18 protein-coding genes and 1 pseudogene are annotated in these 13,193 nt (G+C 35.4%); 13 read left to right on the forward strand and 6 right to left on the reverse strand.

The genetic code is table 11. From position 1 onward, the window contains the following. Positions 1 to 95: 95 nt before the first annotated feature. On the reverse strand, positions 96 to 551 hold the full coding sequence (gene rpsI / locus AAGD70_RS01935) for a 30S ribosomal protein S9 (protein ID WP_006279875.1): 456 nt from the start codon (positions 549 to 551) through the stop codon (positions 96 to 98). Between the two features lie 10 nt (positions 552 to 561). Further along, positions 562 to 1,020: a 50S ribosomal protein L13 gene (rplM, locus tag AAGD70_RS01940; protein WP_010082596.1), complete on the reverse strand. Its 459-nt coding sequence runs from the start codon at positions 1,018 to 1,020 to the stop codon at positions 562 to 564. 129 nt (positions 1,021 to 1,149) lie between these two features. Between rplM and AAGD70_RS01945 the strand changes: the two genes are divergently transcribed. The 8 genes from AAGD70_RS01945 to AAGD70_RS01980 all read left to right on the forward strand — a co-directional run bounded on the left by AAGD70_RS01945 (position 1,150) and on the right by AAGD70_RS01980 (position 8,233). Then, a complete protein-coding gene (locus tag AAGD70_RS01945) occupies positions 1,150 to 2,373 on the forward strand; it encodes a TolC family protein (protein WP_065095431.1) in 1,224 nt (407 codons plus the stop codon). A 19-nt stretch (positions 2,374 to 2,392) separates the two neighbouring features. Further along, a complete protein-coding gene (locus tag AAGD70_RS01950; RefSeq protein ID WP_065095125.1) occupies positions 2,393 to 2,968 on the forward strand; it encodes a PopZ family protein in 576 nt (191 codons plus the stop codon). A 76-nt stretch (positions 2,969 to 3,044) separates the two neighbouring features. After that, positions 3,045 to 3,623 carry an RlmE family RNA methyltransferase gene (locus AAGD70_RS01955; protein ID WP_065095430.1) on the forward strand — a complete coding sequence of 193 codons (579 nt, stop codon included), beginning with the start codon at positions 3,045 to 3,047 and terminating at the stop codon, positions 3,621 to 3,623. A gap of 484 nt (positions 3,624 to 4,107) precedes the next feature. Next, positions 4,108 to 4,251, forward strand: coding sequence for a hypothetical protein (locus AAGD70_RS01960; protein WP_156517983.1), 144 nt, complete (start codon positions 4,108 to 4,110; stop codon positions 4,249 to 4,251). Between the two features lie 156 nt (positions 4,252 to 4,407). Next, positions 4,408 to 4,548, forward strand: coding sequence for a hypothetical protein (locus AAGD70_RS01965; RefSeq protein ID WP_156517984.1), 141 nt, complete (start codon positions 4,408 to 4,410; stop codon positions 4,546 to 4,548). A gap of 141 nt (positions 4,549 to 4,689) precedes the next feature. After that, positions 4,690 to 6,876, forward strand: coding sequence for an ankyrin repeat domain-containing protein (locus AAGD70_RS01970; protein WP_082941381.1), 2,187 nt, complete (start codon positions 4,690 to 4,692; stop codon positions 6,874 to 6,876). Positions 6,877 to 7,238: 362 nt separating this feature from the next. Then, entirely contained in the window at positions 7,239 to 7,550 is a 312-nt protein-coding gene (locus AAGD70_RS01975; RefSeq protein ID WP_065095087.1) for a hypothetical protein, read from the forward strand. A 134-nt stretch (positions 7,551 to 7,684) separates the two neighbouring features. Next, positions 7,685 to 8,233 carry a head-tail connector protein gene (locus AAGD70_RS01980; protein ID WP_065095086.1) on the forward strand — a complete coding sequence of 183 codons (549 nt, stop codon included), beginning with the start codon at positions 7,685 to 7,687 and terminating at the stop codon, positions 8,231 to 8,233. A 157-nt stretch (positions 8,234 to 8,390) separates the two neighbouring features. Here the strand turns inward: AAGD70_RS01980 and AAGD70_RS01985 are convergent, their stop codons facing one another. Beyond that, entirely contained in the window at positions 8,391 to 8,528 is a 138-nt protein-coding gene (locus AAGD70_RS01985; protein ID WP_245611010.1) for a hypothetical protein, read from the reverse strand. Between the two features lie 31 nt (positions 8,529 to 8,559). Here AAGD70_RS01985 and AAGD70_RS01990 point away from each other — a divergent pair, with 31 nt between their 5' ends. From AAGD70_RS01990 to AAGD70_RS02000, 3 genes are all read left to right on the forward strand, one after another. Continuing rightward, the gene (locus AAGD70_RS01990; RefSeq protein WP_065095085.1) at positions 8,560 to 8,970 is read left to right on the forward strand and encodes a DUF3168 domain-containing protein; all 411 of its coding nucleotides are present in this window, start codon (positions 8,560 to 8,562) and stop codon (positions 8,968 to 8,970) included. Beyond that, positions 8,945 to 9,334: a phage tail tube protein gene (locus AAGD70_RS01995; RefSeq protein WP_065095084.1), complete on the forward strand. Its 390-nt coding sequence runs from the start codon at positions 8,945 to 8,947 to the stop codon at positions 9,332 to 9,334. The genes AAGD70_RS01990 and AAGD70_RS01995 overlap by 26 nt, the downstream gene beginning before the upstream one ends. A 65-nt stretch (positions 9,335 to 9,399) precedes the next feature. Beyond that, the gene (locus AAGD70_RS02000) at positions 9,400 to 10,170 is read left to right on the forward strand and encodes a hypothetical protein (RefSeq protein WP_065095083.1); all 771 of its coding nucleotides are present in this window, start codon (positions 9,400 to 9,402) and stop codon (positions 10,168 to 10,170) included. 415 nt (positions 10,171 to 10,585) lie between these two features. On the opposite strand, the gene AAGD70_RS02005 is transcribed toward AAGD70_RS02000, so the two are convergent. The 3 genes from AAGD70_RS02005 to AAGD70_RS02015 are packed head-to-tail and all read right to left on the reverse strand — an operon-like array spanning position 10,586 to position 11,333. After that, positions 10,586 to 10,738, reverse strand: a complete 153-nt coding sequence (locus AAGD70_RS02005) for an IS3 family transposase (protein WP_341814092.1) — start codon at positions 10,736 to 10,738, stop codon at positions 10,586 to 10,588. Further along, positions 10,731 to 10,892: a DDE-type integrase/transposase/recombinase gene (locus tag AAGD70_RS02010; protein ID WP_010082071.1), complete on the reverse strand. Its 162-nt coding sequence runs from the start codon at positions 10,890 to 10,892 to the stop codon at positions 10,731 to 10,733. Before AAGD70_RS02010 ends, AAGD70_RS02005 begins: the two co-directional genes overlap by 8 nt. 3 nt (positions 10,893 to 10,895) lie before the next feature. Further along, positions 10,896 to 11,333: an IS3 family transposase gene (locus AAGD70_RS02015; RefSeq protein ID WP_341814093.1), complete on the reverse strand. Its 438-nt coding sequence runs from the start codon at positions 11,331 to 11,333 to the stop codon at positions 10,896 to 10,898. A gap of 40 nt (positions 11,334 to 11,373) precedes the next feature. On the opposite strand from AAGD70_RS02015, the gene AAGD70_RS02020 reads away from it, so the two are divergent. After that, positions 11,374 to 12,206 (forward strand): IS5 family transposase gene (locus AAGD70_RS02020; protein ID WP_264718686.1). Its coding sequence is split into 2 segments (ribosomal slippage): positions 11,374 to 11,740 and positions 11,740 to 12,206, totalling 834 coding nucleotides; the frame shifts between segments, so codons are not numbered across the junction. Between the two features lie 88 nt (positions 12,207 to 12,294). Next, positions 12,295 to 13,154: pseudogene (locus AAGD70_RS02025) on the forward strand (IS630 family transposase). The last annotated feature ends 39 nt before the right edge of the window (positions 13,155 to 13,193 follow it).

The following is a 13,193-nucleotide window of genomic DNA, read 5'->3' on the forward strand; positions in this document are numbered from 1 at the left end:
CGATAGTCAACTAAATTCATCACAAAAATAGAGGATATCATACACTTTTGCAAATATTTGTATAATACTTACAAAAAAACACCCCTATAAAATAACTATCTCTTAGAAAATTGACACTTTTTCCGAGCTTTATGTTGACCATATTTCTTACGTTCAACAACACGTGAATCTCTAGTTAAGAACTCACCATTACGTAGTATAGAATGCAAATCTTGGCTTACACTACTTAAAGCTCTGCTTATTCCATGAGCTAGAGCACCTGCTTGACCAGATAGCCCTCCACCTTTTACAGTTGCAAATACATCGTATTTATCCAATGTGGAAGTTGCAACAAATGGCATTTTTACTATTTGGCACACTGACTCTCTTTTAAAATAAGAAATTAGATCGCCTTTTTTGTTAACACTAAATTTTCCACTCCCCGGCTTTATCCATACTCTTGCTACAGATTCTTTTCTTCGGCCTGTAGCATATAAACGACCAAGCGAATCAACTGCTGATTTAATTGTCTTTTCTGACCAATCATTGTTATTTATTGTAGAACTCTTCATTTTTACTCCATTACTTTTTATTTTTACGATTCAAAGAGGCAAAATCTATCTTTTCAGGTTGCTGTCCTTGATGCTTATGCTCTGAACCAGAATAAACATACAAATTTTCAAAGCGTCTACGTGCCATAGGCCCATCATCAAGCATCCTTTTCACTGCCATTTCTATTACACGCTCAGGAAATTTGCCATTTAAAATATTATCTGGAGTAGTTTTCTTCAAACCACCAGAATAACCTGTATGCTTATAGTAAATTTTATCTTTAAGCTTCTTTCCGGTGAAATGCACCTTTTCTGCGTTGATAATAATTACATTATCGCCACAATCCATATGAGGTGTATACTCAGGTTTATGCTTTCCACGTAATAGTGTCGCTACAAATGCTGCAAGCCTCCCTACCACTAATCCTTCTGCATCTATGACAAACCACTTTTTATTGATTTGTTTCTCCTTTAAGAAAAAAGTCTTCATTATTTGATCTAACAATAGTAAGCTATGATATACTTAATTTCTCAATAGTGTCAACAATATTAGTTATTGATTATTAAAGTAATTTATGTTAGTAATTGAGCTGCGCAACCAATATGCATAGGAATTAGAATGTTTCGATTGATTATCACACTTGCGATCATTTTTAGTACTATAAGTTGCTATGCAACCGATGTGGGAGAAGTGATAAGCAAAGCCATCAAAAATAGCTCAAAAATAAAGTCTCAATTTTACCAATATAAAAGCGCAGAAAAACACTATAAATCTTCTGGGTTAGCTGGATTTTTACCTGACATTAATTTGCAATACAATTTCGATAGTAACTTTAATCTTGATACATCTGAAAAAAAACTTACATTGCGCCAGAAATTAATCGATGGAGGTGGTACCTTTGCCACATTCAGTCGATCAAGCCATCTTCTCAAAGCAGAAAAGATGCGATTTCAGCAATTAAAACAAGAGCTTGCACTTAATGCTGTGAAAGCATATGTTAATGTTTTACAAAAGACAGAAATATTAAAGCTCAGAGAACATAAAGAACGCGTTTCTTTGGAACATTTGTCAGCTATGAAAAAACGCTTTTCCCTTGGAGAGGTAACCAATGCTGAAGTTTTGTTAGCAAAAGCAAAATTTTCATCTTCTATATCCGAAAGAGTTGATGCTGAAGGTAAATTAAAGTTGGCAAATATTGCTTATTATCATTTAATTGGCGAAGATGCTGATGACCTTTCTGAAGCTAATGATAAACTACCTTCTGTTCCAGAACTAAATGAATGTTTACAGTTAGCAAAAACCAATAATTTATCTCTAAAAGCAGCAGTTTATCAAAAAAGAGCAGCCGGAATGGAAGTGATCGCTGAAAGCTCCAAGTGGCTTCCTTCTTTAAATCTAAGCGCAAGCAAAAATTTTGGGGGGGATGGTATGAAGGTAGACAAACTATTAGAAAATGTTCATGTAGTTTTTATTCTTGATGTTCCAATCTTTAAGAGAGGAGTTAATGCTTTTGGTGTCAGTAAAGCTAAAATGGATGCAAAAAAATCTACCTACGATTATTATGAAACGGTAAAAAATATAGAACAAGCAGTTGTAAATGCTTGGAATAATGTGTTGACAGCAAAGGCCATTATCAAAGCAAGTCAAGAAGCGGAAAAAGCAGCAGCTCTAGCATTGGAAGGAGTTGAGCAAGAAGTAAACTTAAATTTAAAGAGTACATCTGACCTTTTGGACACTGAAGATGCATTATTTAAAACACGTTCAGACTTAGTTGAAGCAAAAAGCAATTATGTGATTAGTGTTTACAACTTGCTTTTTATGATAAATAGTATAAACCTCTAAATTTAATGGTATTAGCACTATGCATGATGAACAAGGCAATCAATCTGTAAAAGATATCCTAGAAGATATAAAAAAAGCTATATCGGGTAAAAACACGAGTAACGATAAAGCAGAAATAAAGGATGAAAATGATGATGTACTATACCTTGAGGAAGAGTATCCAGAAGACATGGAAGAAGATGGCAAAAAAGAAAATGGTAAAGAAGAGGACATTGATAATGATGACCAAAGTGAAGAAATGGCTTGCAACAGTAACCAATTTAATGGCCATAGCTACAATTCAGAAGAAAAAAAAGATATTTATTTGTACGATAATATCCAAATGAGTAATAACAAAGCGAGTAATAGCGGCTTACAAGCACAAAATAACGATCATCTAATTTTAAAAGAGAATATGGAAGAGATCAAAGCGTTGCTTGGAAAAATGCAAAACGAATTACAGCATAAACAACAAAAAAAAGCGAACCTTACTGTTGAAGAATTAGTTACATCTCTTTTAAAACCTCAGCTCTCAGAATGGCTGAATAAATATCTACATGCACTGGTAAAAGAAGTAGTTGAAAAAGAGCTTAAAGATATAATCAATAATAAGTAGGGTATTAGCAATAAAAACTAGAGTAAAGACGGCTAGAGGCAGAAAACTATCTTCAACAAGGTGGCTACATCGTCATTTGAATGATCAGTATGTGCAAAAAACTAGCAAGGATGGTTATAGGTCACGCTCAGCATATAAGCTGGTAGAAATGGATAACAAATTTAAATTATTCCAAGAAGGGCAAAAAATTATTGATCTTGGTGCTTCTCCTGGTAGATGGTCACAAGTTGCATCTCAGAAAGGTGCAAATGTGGTTGCTCTTGACATAAAACCAATGAACGCAATTAATGGAGTAGAGTTTATACAATGTGATATTATCAATGAGTTTGAAATTTTAAGAGAAAAATTCAAGGATCAAAAATTTGATGTAATTTTATCTGACATGGCGCCCGAATCTTGTGGTTTAAAATCGTTGGATCATATCAGAATTATGCTTTTATGTGAGGCAGCGCTCAATTTTGCAAAGCATTTCTTGAGTCATGGTGGCACGTTTGTAGTAAAAATTTTCCAAGGAGAATCTGATAAAGATTTTTGTAACGAGCTAAAAAAAATGTTTAAAACAGTAAAATACTTTAAACCAAAGTCAAGTAGATCTGAATCTACAGAAATGTATTTGGTAAGTTTAGGCTTTATTGGCAGCAGACTTTCTATATAATATTAATCCAGGTAGCCCACAGAAACGAAAAAACTTCCTTGACAAACTCCGCCAGCCCCCTTATCATGAAACTGAAGCTATTGTATTTGCTTTCGCCAATCTGCAGATTAAAAGGTAAGGATTACTTAATGTATCGGCGTCTTATGTTCAATTTTTTGCAGTATATAGATACTGTATGTCTTTACAAAACTTCATCTACATCTAGATTTTTATCTAAATAAGCTGAACGCGCTTATAAAGCGTTACAAGACATCAAAAAATGCCAATACTCGACAGAGATAGTAAAAGACTAGCTAACTCGGGGGTTCTTTGTCTTTTTTTCTGCTTAGTAAATTTCTTAAACATTTGCAGCGTAGGTTAGTTGCAATTAAAAGCAGCTAAATCTTGCTTGTCAAGCGTTTAAAACATAAAAAACGCCAATATTTTAAAGCAGATAATAACCCCAGGGCTTCTTTTGCCTTTTTTTTATTTGGTAAATTTCTTAATGTTTATAGCTAAAAGAGCCCAAGAGAGGTGTCATTCTAGTGCCCCTGTGATGTCATTCCAGTGCGTGACGCTGGAATCCCAAAAAAGGATGATGTCATCCCAGTGCTTGACACTGGGATCCAGAGAACTTAACTTTAAATAAGTAGCTGCATAATAAAGACTAGATTCCAGTGTCAAGCACTGGAATGACACCGTCATAAAGGGAACCAGTGTCTGGGCACTGGGATGACAAAGAAATAGGCACTGGGATGACGAGAAAGGAGTACTGGGATGACACCATTCTTTTTTCTGGATCCCAGTGTCAGCTACTCGGATGACGAGAAAGGAGCACTGGAATGACACCCTGACAATTGTCATCCCGCTACGTGTTAGCGGCCGAGATACCGCGAATGAATCGCGGTATGACGGTTCGCGGTGGCATGATGTAGGACTGCTGTGACACCATTATAGAGTGAACCAGTGTCAGCTACTTGGATAGAAAATGTTTATGACTAATTTTTAGATCAAACATGGAATTTCGACAAACTTAACTTTTTTGTGAGACTGTTCAGCAATAATAAATAAATTGAGAGGGAAGGTTATGGCAATAAAAAAGGAAAAGTTTTTTGAAATAATAAATGAGGTAAGCAAGAGTGAAGGTTTAAATGAGAATAATTTACTTGAAAGAATAGGGAGTAAGCTAAAAGATGCAGACTCAAAAGTATATAGCACTTGTAACAATTTGAAGATAGATAAGATGTTCAGTATATTAGATTCAGACAAAATTGTAAGTTATATGTTGGTACATCTTGCTGTGGAATGTAACAGTGTACCAATAGTAAAACTCCTACTAGCAAAGGAAGCAAAAGTTAATGAACCAATATATGAACTTGATGGAGCTAAGTCTCAATTAACTGCTTTGCACATTGCTGCTTTGCATGGTCATCAAGAGATAGCTCAGCTTTTATTGAACAATAACGCAAATCCTTCACTAAAAGATAGTCAAGGCCAAACTCCAAGGGATGTTGTTGGCAATGTAGAAGGTAAAAAGGCTATAATAAAAACGTTAGAGGAAGGAGAACAACGCTATGCTGAGGCAAGAGCTACGAGAAGACAACCTTATAGACAAGACACTTTACTGCAGTCTAATAATAAAACTCCAGGAAATTCAGCTGTGGGCGGAAATAGAATAACTGCTGCAGTGCAAGCATGGAATGCAAGAGATCAGAAAGAGAACAACGGAACTACACCAAACAGCAGAGAAATCTATGTACAAGATGAGGATGAACAGACTTCTTCAAACTCAATCACTAATGAAAACAATATAAACAAAGTAGATGATACATTAGAAAGAAAACAAGCTATAAGAGAAAGAGATGCTATGTTGCAAAAATTGCAAGAGACAGAACAAAGATTTGCCAATAATAAAAAGCGCGTAGAACAAGATTACTTGCACAATCAACATCCAGAGCAGTATACTATACATAATGGGGAACAGACCTTTTTAAATAAAAGTAGTAGTGACGACAGTGGAATATGTTTTGATGGAGATGGATCTGAAACTTTAGGCCAATCTATATTAGAAAATGGAGAAGACATTAATGCACAAGATAAAGATGGCGTGACCCCTTTACATTGGGCTGTTGCAGATAACAATAAAGAATTAGCAAAACTTTTGATAAAACATGGAGCAGATGTTGATGTACGAAATAGAGATAAACATACCCCTTTACATTATGCTGCTGTGCATGGTTATGTAGAGATTGTAAAGTATCTAATAGATAATGGAGCAAATGTTAATGCACAAGATGAAGATGGACATATCCCTTTACACTTTGCTGTTAAATATGACAATAAAGAATTAGCCAACCTTTTGATAAAACATGGAGCAGATCGCTCATTGATAAAGGATGAAGACCTAATAGATAGACTAAACAGTATGTGTGATCAGCCATCTGAGGTTGTACCTAGTACCTTTTCTCATTCCAAAACACACAACGCAACGGAAACTCCAGAAAAAGCAGAAAAGGTTGAAAAACGTAAAGCTAAGTTAAAAGAATTACGTACTCAGCTAAAGGATGAGCAGAAAAAGAATGAATTGCTAAAACAAAAAATACAAGATCTAGAAAGTAAAAACACAACACTTGAGGGTGGACTAGGAAAAGCGCAAAAGGAACTAACAGAATTGAGAAATTGTGTCACTGAACATGAGACTAAATTGGAAGTACTGGAGAAACTCAATGAAGAGAATGAATCACTAGAACAAAAAATACAAGATCTAGAAAGTAAAAATACAACGCTTAATAGCGAATTAGAAGAAAACGAAAATAAGCATTCTAAAACAAAAGTGTTGTTAGAAAAAGCGCAAAAGGAACTAGCAGAATCAAAAAGTTGTATAGCTAGACATGAGACTAAGTTGAAACAATTCAATAAAGAGAATGAATCACTAACACAAAAAATAAGAAGTCTGGAGAATGAAAACACACCACTTGAGGGTGAACTGGGCAAAACTAAAACAAATGAAGTGTCACTAGAAAAAGTAGGAAAAAGACAATTTTCCCCAAAAGTTGCCTACGCGAGCCTTGCAGCTATGTTAGCAGTAGGTGCTGCTCTTAGTATTGCTTTCGGATTGTCTGCTCTATTAATAGTTGCAGCTTCTGTGGTATCTGCACTGATAGCTGGTGGCATTACATACACAATATCAAAACCCATCGCTGAACCAAAACCTACCACTGAATTGAAAGAAGTGGATATAGGTTCAGCACAACGTGGTGTTTGTAAAACTTAGCACCTACATCTGTACGAACATTGCAGTTTGCAGGTGGCAGATGCAAGTAGCTGCACTGGAATCCCAAAAAAGGATGATGTCATTCCAGTCTGGAATCCAGCCTTGCCGTAATCTCATCAAGAACGTTGTGTTTTAACATAAAACGGCTACTTTTATGCTTACCAACTTAATAAAATTCCTGGATCCCAGTGTCAAGCACTGGGATGACAAGAAGAGAGGGTACTTGGATAAGAGTCATTGCCCTCCTGGTAGGCCCAAATTGCAATATTCGTACAGTCATGAGTTACACAGTAGTGTGAATTTTTTACTTTGGTAGTTTTTCATTGTCATTATAATTATGATAGTAGTTGAGTTTAATTAATATGAAAACTTTTGCGAAAAGCTCTAAGAGTAAGGGAAAAAAGCTGGAGGAGTTTGATAAGGAAATTGAAGATATAACAACTATAGCTCAAGATAAATTTGCACATGAACTTGAAAATATCGCATATGACAGTGTGCAAAAATTTCGCGGTCTGCTTGCTCAAGAGTTAAACTCCATCTTCAATAATATTCATTCCCAAAATGTTAATCTACTAAAATCCAGCCTAGTTGAATATGCTATAAGTTCAAATTTTATCAATAAAAAAGGAGAAACAGCTTTAATACGTTCTCTTCTCAATATATTCATACGATAAAGCACTCAGAGTTGTTGCTGCGCCAATTCAACTTAATTTGAATGCAAGCTGCATAGCTAAAGTAAGTAAGATTTGTCCCACGATAAACGAGGTAAACCTTACTTATTCTAGCTATATCAAAAAGGAGGGTTATTATGTCAATAAGATCTACTTCACCAAGAATATCTGTGCAACGTAAATCTAAGCTTAAATCTTTTCCGGTTACTTTAGAAGAGGTTAAATCTTTTTTACGCATTGAGAATGACCAGGATGATAAGTTGATTTCAGATCTAATTTTTATGGCTACTGATTATGCTGAGTGGCATATGGAAAAGTCACTAATAAAGCAAACATGGCAAGTTTCATATGAAGATTATGTACCTCGTAGGATCTATTTAAGCTATGGCCCTGTGAGTAAGATAGTATTGGCTACTGCAATGATGTCTAAAAATCAAGAGAAGAGAACACTTAAGTATTATTTTAGTGATGTAGGGGGCTACGTTGAGTTTTTCAATTGTTTGAATGCAATAAGAGTTGATGTTGTATACGAAGCTGGTTATGACAATGTTCCTGAGCAGATAAAACTAGGTATTATGCGGCATGTTTCTGCTATTTACAAAGATCGTGAATCGGAGGTAAGTAGCCATTTATCTGAAGTGAAGAAGGTGTATTCTCCATTTCGCGAACCAAAGGTTGTTTTGTAGGTAGGTATTACAGTAATTGCTGGCCACAACTGTACCAACATTTTGATTTGAGTCCACCAAGGAGGGTGTCATTCCAGTGCTTGACACTGGAATCCAGAAATTTCGATTTGTAAGTAAGCACACTGAGCTGGGTGAGCATAAAAGTAGCTGTCTTATGCTAAAATAAACGTCTTTGGTGAGATTGCATGGAAAACTGGATCCCAGTGTCAAGCACTGGGATGACATCATAGGGGCTGGGATGACAGGAAGAGGAGGCTACTTGGATGACACCGTCTGCTAAGCAAATTGCCTGCAAATTGCAATAGCCGTGTCTGTGAGGATTAATTATGGAAAAAATTCAAGCTATAAACGAGTTGTACAATAGTATTTATGCAGCACTAAAAGCAAACTCTGATTTAAGGAAATATGTTACTAACATTTATGACTACTTACCTAAACAGGTCACCATTCCTTACCTAAGATTGCATGTAGTGAATTATAATAATCTGCACATGCTGTCCAATTTTGCTACAAAGGCAAGATTTTCATGCGACATATATACCCATCATATAGGCAGTATGTTTGCCATTATAAGGCATATTAACTTGATACTTAAGAGTATTAAATATTCTGATAATGAAACTATTTTAGAAAGTAATTGTGCTATGAGTCAGCACGATGAAATTTTACATTCAACAATTAATTTTGATATTTTAATAAAAGGAGGTGATAATGAGCAAATTACAGCTAAAAATTAAAGATCATGACAATAATTTTATTGTGTTAAATAATATACGAAACCTAAGGTTTACTTTGCGTAATAATAGAGAAGAGGTGAAAGATATTTCTTCTTTTGGCTGGAGAAAAGTATTGGATTCTGCTGGAAGCAGACATATTACGATAAAAATTAATGGAATTTTAGACTCTGTGTTAGCTGATGAATTATTATGTAATTCTGCTATGCTAAACTCTAATAATGATTATGAAATTAGTTTTAATGCTAAGGAAAAGATAAGGCTTAGGTGTTCAGTTGAATTGTATGAGAGGTATTATGATCCTGTTACTTTTGACAGTTTTACTGTCGTTTTAGCCAGTGCTGAAGTTGTAAACGCTTTTCATTAATGTTAATTTAATTTTTTCGTATACAATAGTAACTGGTGAGAATTTTAATTAAATTAAAAAAAATCATGAACGACGAAGACGGTGATAATATTGAAGAAAATAACGATGATAAAAGAGAGAAAAGTTTAGAAAATGAAAATCAGCAAAATCAAGAAGAACAACACAAAGAGGAAGATAAGCAATACATAATACAGTATATTCAAGAATATTTAAAAGCTTTTGAGGATATTCTAAATCAGATCGACGAAGGAATTGACAATTTAGATAGTTACGAAAGGACTATGCAAATAAAGCGAAGTATAGATAGGCTCATAGAGACTTTATATAGTCAGGCTGCGTCCGAAGATATTGATGCAGAACTTGAAACTACCAAACACACTCGCGATAAATCAGAATCTATGAAAAGAGTTAGAGAGAAAAGAAGGAAGCAAGCGATAGAAGAAGTGTTAAGTAGCATGTTTGCCCAGCAACAGAAGGAGCTAATGAACGCTAAACACTTAAGTCATGGACATGAAACAGCAAAAGATGGGGATGTCCACGAAGCAAAGGAAAAAGTGAAGTCTTCAATCAGGGGAGTGTTGTTTTCAGTGATTGCTCATAGGATGGATCCAAGAAGGAGGGCAGGGGAAACTGCTGACGGTAACGAAAAGCAAGCTCATATACATGGCAGGGAAGCAGTTGGTGGAGCTTTAGGTGCATTGTTAAAAACATTTTTAACAGCAGTTACTGCCGTTGTGCGCGAAATTGCTAAACCACTTCAGAAACAGGAAACATCTTTTGCAAAACAAGTTGAAGAAAGCAGAAACGCAGATCCACAAAAAGGTCGATCTGTGTAGGTTTTTCCTTGTAATAATCTTTCGATTCTGCTGTCTATTAATTCAAATTAGGGTTATAAAATTTTAGAAGCCAGCTCTTATATAACCAATTTATAGCAAGAAATTACGATACAAAAATCAGCGTCCGTTAGAAAATAAACATAACACAGGGTGGTAGAGTTGCCCCTATCCATAAGCGTCAGTTAAGCTCAAAATTGTAAGCTTAAAATATGATTGAATAATTATTAATAATAGTATATAATTATTAACGTTTTTCAGGCATTTTTGTTATGGGTGCGCCAAGTAAGCGTTTAGAATACAATTGGTGAAAATCCAACTGACCTTACCCAGAAAAAGTGGAGAGAAAGTTTGGAATGTTTTTTATAAAAAGAATGATGCATCAAATTGTTCTGGAATGCAATAGTTAATAGTGACGTTATTTGTTATAAAAAATTTCTATGTATTCAAATATTGCAGTTCTAGTTTGTTGAGCAGAGTGTTGTGAAGTATCAATAAGTATTTCTCTTTTCAATGAGCTAAAGAAGCTTTCTGCAACAGAATTGTCGTAACAACAGCCTTTATTACTCATCTATATTCTTTACAGCTAAGAGATATTGATACCCTTGCGCAGTATATTGTGAACCTTGGTCACTGTGCAGCAGTAGATTTTTAACAGGTTTACGCCTATTAATGGCCATTAATAAAGAGTTCATAACCAATTGTTTATTTATTGCACTACTCATTAACTACCATACGTGAGAATTATTGCTGCCAAATATAGCCATCCCTCCTTGGTTTTGATGTAAGTAATCCCATACTTTATTTGGTTGATCAACAATAAAGTTTTGATCTAGTATATTGGGAGCTACAGCTCTATTATCTGTTTGTTGTTTTTTAATTTTAAACTTTCTTCTCAGTATAGCCCTGATGTCATTTTTCTGCATAATACTTTGCACCGTTTTCAAATTGCAACTTTTACCCAAAGCCTTCAATTCAGCATGAATTTTAGGAGCTCCATATCTACATTTAGAAACTTGATATATTTTTTGAATAGCTGCGAGTAGCTCTTTATTTGCTGATTCTCTACTGCTTATTTTTCTTGTGGTCCACTTATAGTAGCCACTAGCAGAAAATCCTACATAATTCCTGTACTTTATAGCAGTTAGAGGTTGTCCACAAACCAAGGAATACGTAGTATATAAAGAAAGAATATTGAGGTAAGAGATGAGGAAAAAATATCCAACAGATTTAAGTAAAAGGGAATGGGCAAGAATAGAAAAACACTTCAGAGTATCGTACAAGAAAGGAGGAAGGCCACCAAAATACAGTAAGTGTGAGATAGTAAATGCAATTCTTTATATACTGCGCACAGGATGTCAATGGCGCTATTTACCACACGATTTTCCGCCGTGGAAGGCTGTGCATGAACAGTTTAGAAGATGGAAAAAGCAGGGAATTTTTGAGAAAATGAACTATGATATCACTAAATATAGTAGGTCAAAAATGGGAAGAAATGAGGAGCCGAGCGCATGCATAGTGGACAGTCAATCGGTAAAAACCACGGAAAAAGGGGGGTCAAAGGTTATGATGGTGCGAAAAAGGTAAAGGGGAGAAAAAGACATATAATCACAGATACTCAAGGATTTGTGCTTGGTTGCTATGTAGGAGCTGCAAGCGAAAATGACAGAGATGGGGTGAAGATGGCATTGGACAATATGAAGGAAAAATACAGCAATATTAAGAAAATGTGGGCTGATATGGGATACCAAGGAAAAGATTTAAAGGATTACGTAAAGAGAGAATATGGGATAGATATTGAAATTGTCAAAAGGCCTCCATGTAGGTTTTGGGTGCATAAAGATACACCACTAGAACTATTGCCACAACGGGATCCTGGATTTTCAGTACAGCCGAGAAGGTGGGTGGTAGAGAGGACTTTTGCTTGGATCAATAGAAATAGAAGGCTATCAAAGGAGTACGATTTACTTACAACATCTACTGAAAGTTTCATATATCTGGCTATGAGTAAAGTTATGTTAAGTAGGGAATATGCTTGATTTACTGGTTTGTGGACAACCTCTTATAGCTCTTTCCATAAAAGTCCGGATGTGATAGGATAAGGATAGATGATGATAAGGAGGTTGAATGCCAGCAGCATATAGTTATGATTTAAGAAAAAAAGCAATGGAAGCGCTAGACGAAGGAGAAAGCAGAGAAACAGTGGCAGCAAGATTTAAGATTGGATGAACTACTTTATGGGAGTGGCAGCAAAGAAGAAAAGAAACAGGAGACTTTCAATCAAAAAAACTTGGAAATGGGGGTTACAATCACAAAATTACCGACTGGGATACCTTTGCCAAATTTGCCAGAGAACACGGAGGAAAGACTCTATCGGAAATGGCTAAACTTTGGAACAACGTTAGTATCCAAACGATCTATCGAGCCCTTAAAAAAATTGGATTTACGCGCAAAAAAAGACATATGGATACAAGGAAAGAAACGAAGAAAAACGTGCTGAATTTTTGAAAATTATAGCGACAAAAGAACCTAAAAACTTAGTGTATATAGATGAGTATGGCATTGATAACACCGAAGACTACCCCTACGGATATTGCCAGAAAGGACAGCGGTTTTATGCCTTAAAATCTGGAAAGAAAACTCAACGAATCAGTATGGTTGCAGCCTTAAGTGGAAGAAAGATAGTTGTTCCGTTAACCTTTGAAGGCCACTGTAATATGGATGTTTTTAATGGATGGTTTGAGCAATTTTTGACACCGATCTTGGAACCTGGACAGACTGTCATTCTTGACAATGCTACTTTTCATAAGTCTGATAAGATTATCGAGCTTGCTAAAGGGGTTGGTGCAGAAATTTTGTATCTGCCGCCTTATTCTCCAGATTTCAACAAAATTGAGCATCATTGGTTTGCTATAAAAAACAGAGCCAGGAAAAACATTCCTCTATTCGAATCCTTTCGTCGTGCTGTTGATTCTGCCTTCCTATGACCTGTTCGGACTATTATGAGAAATGCTATACTATGCTCT

Origin of the sequence: Wolbachia endosymbiont (group A) of Nomada flava, assembly GCF_964027055.1 — a bacterium.
Classification (GTDB): domain Bacteria; phylum Pseudomonadota; class Alphaproteobacteria; order Rickettsiales; family Anaplasmataceae; genus Wolbachia; species Wolbachia pipientis.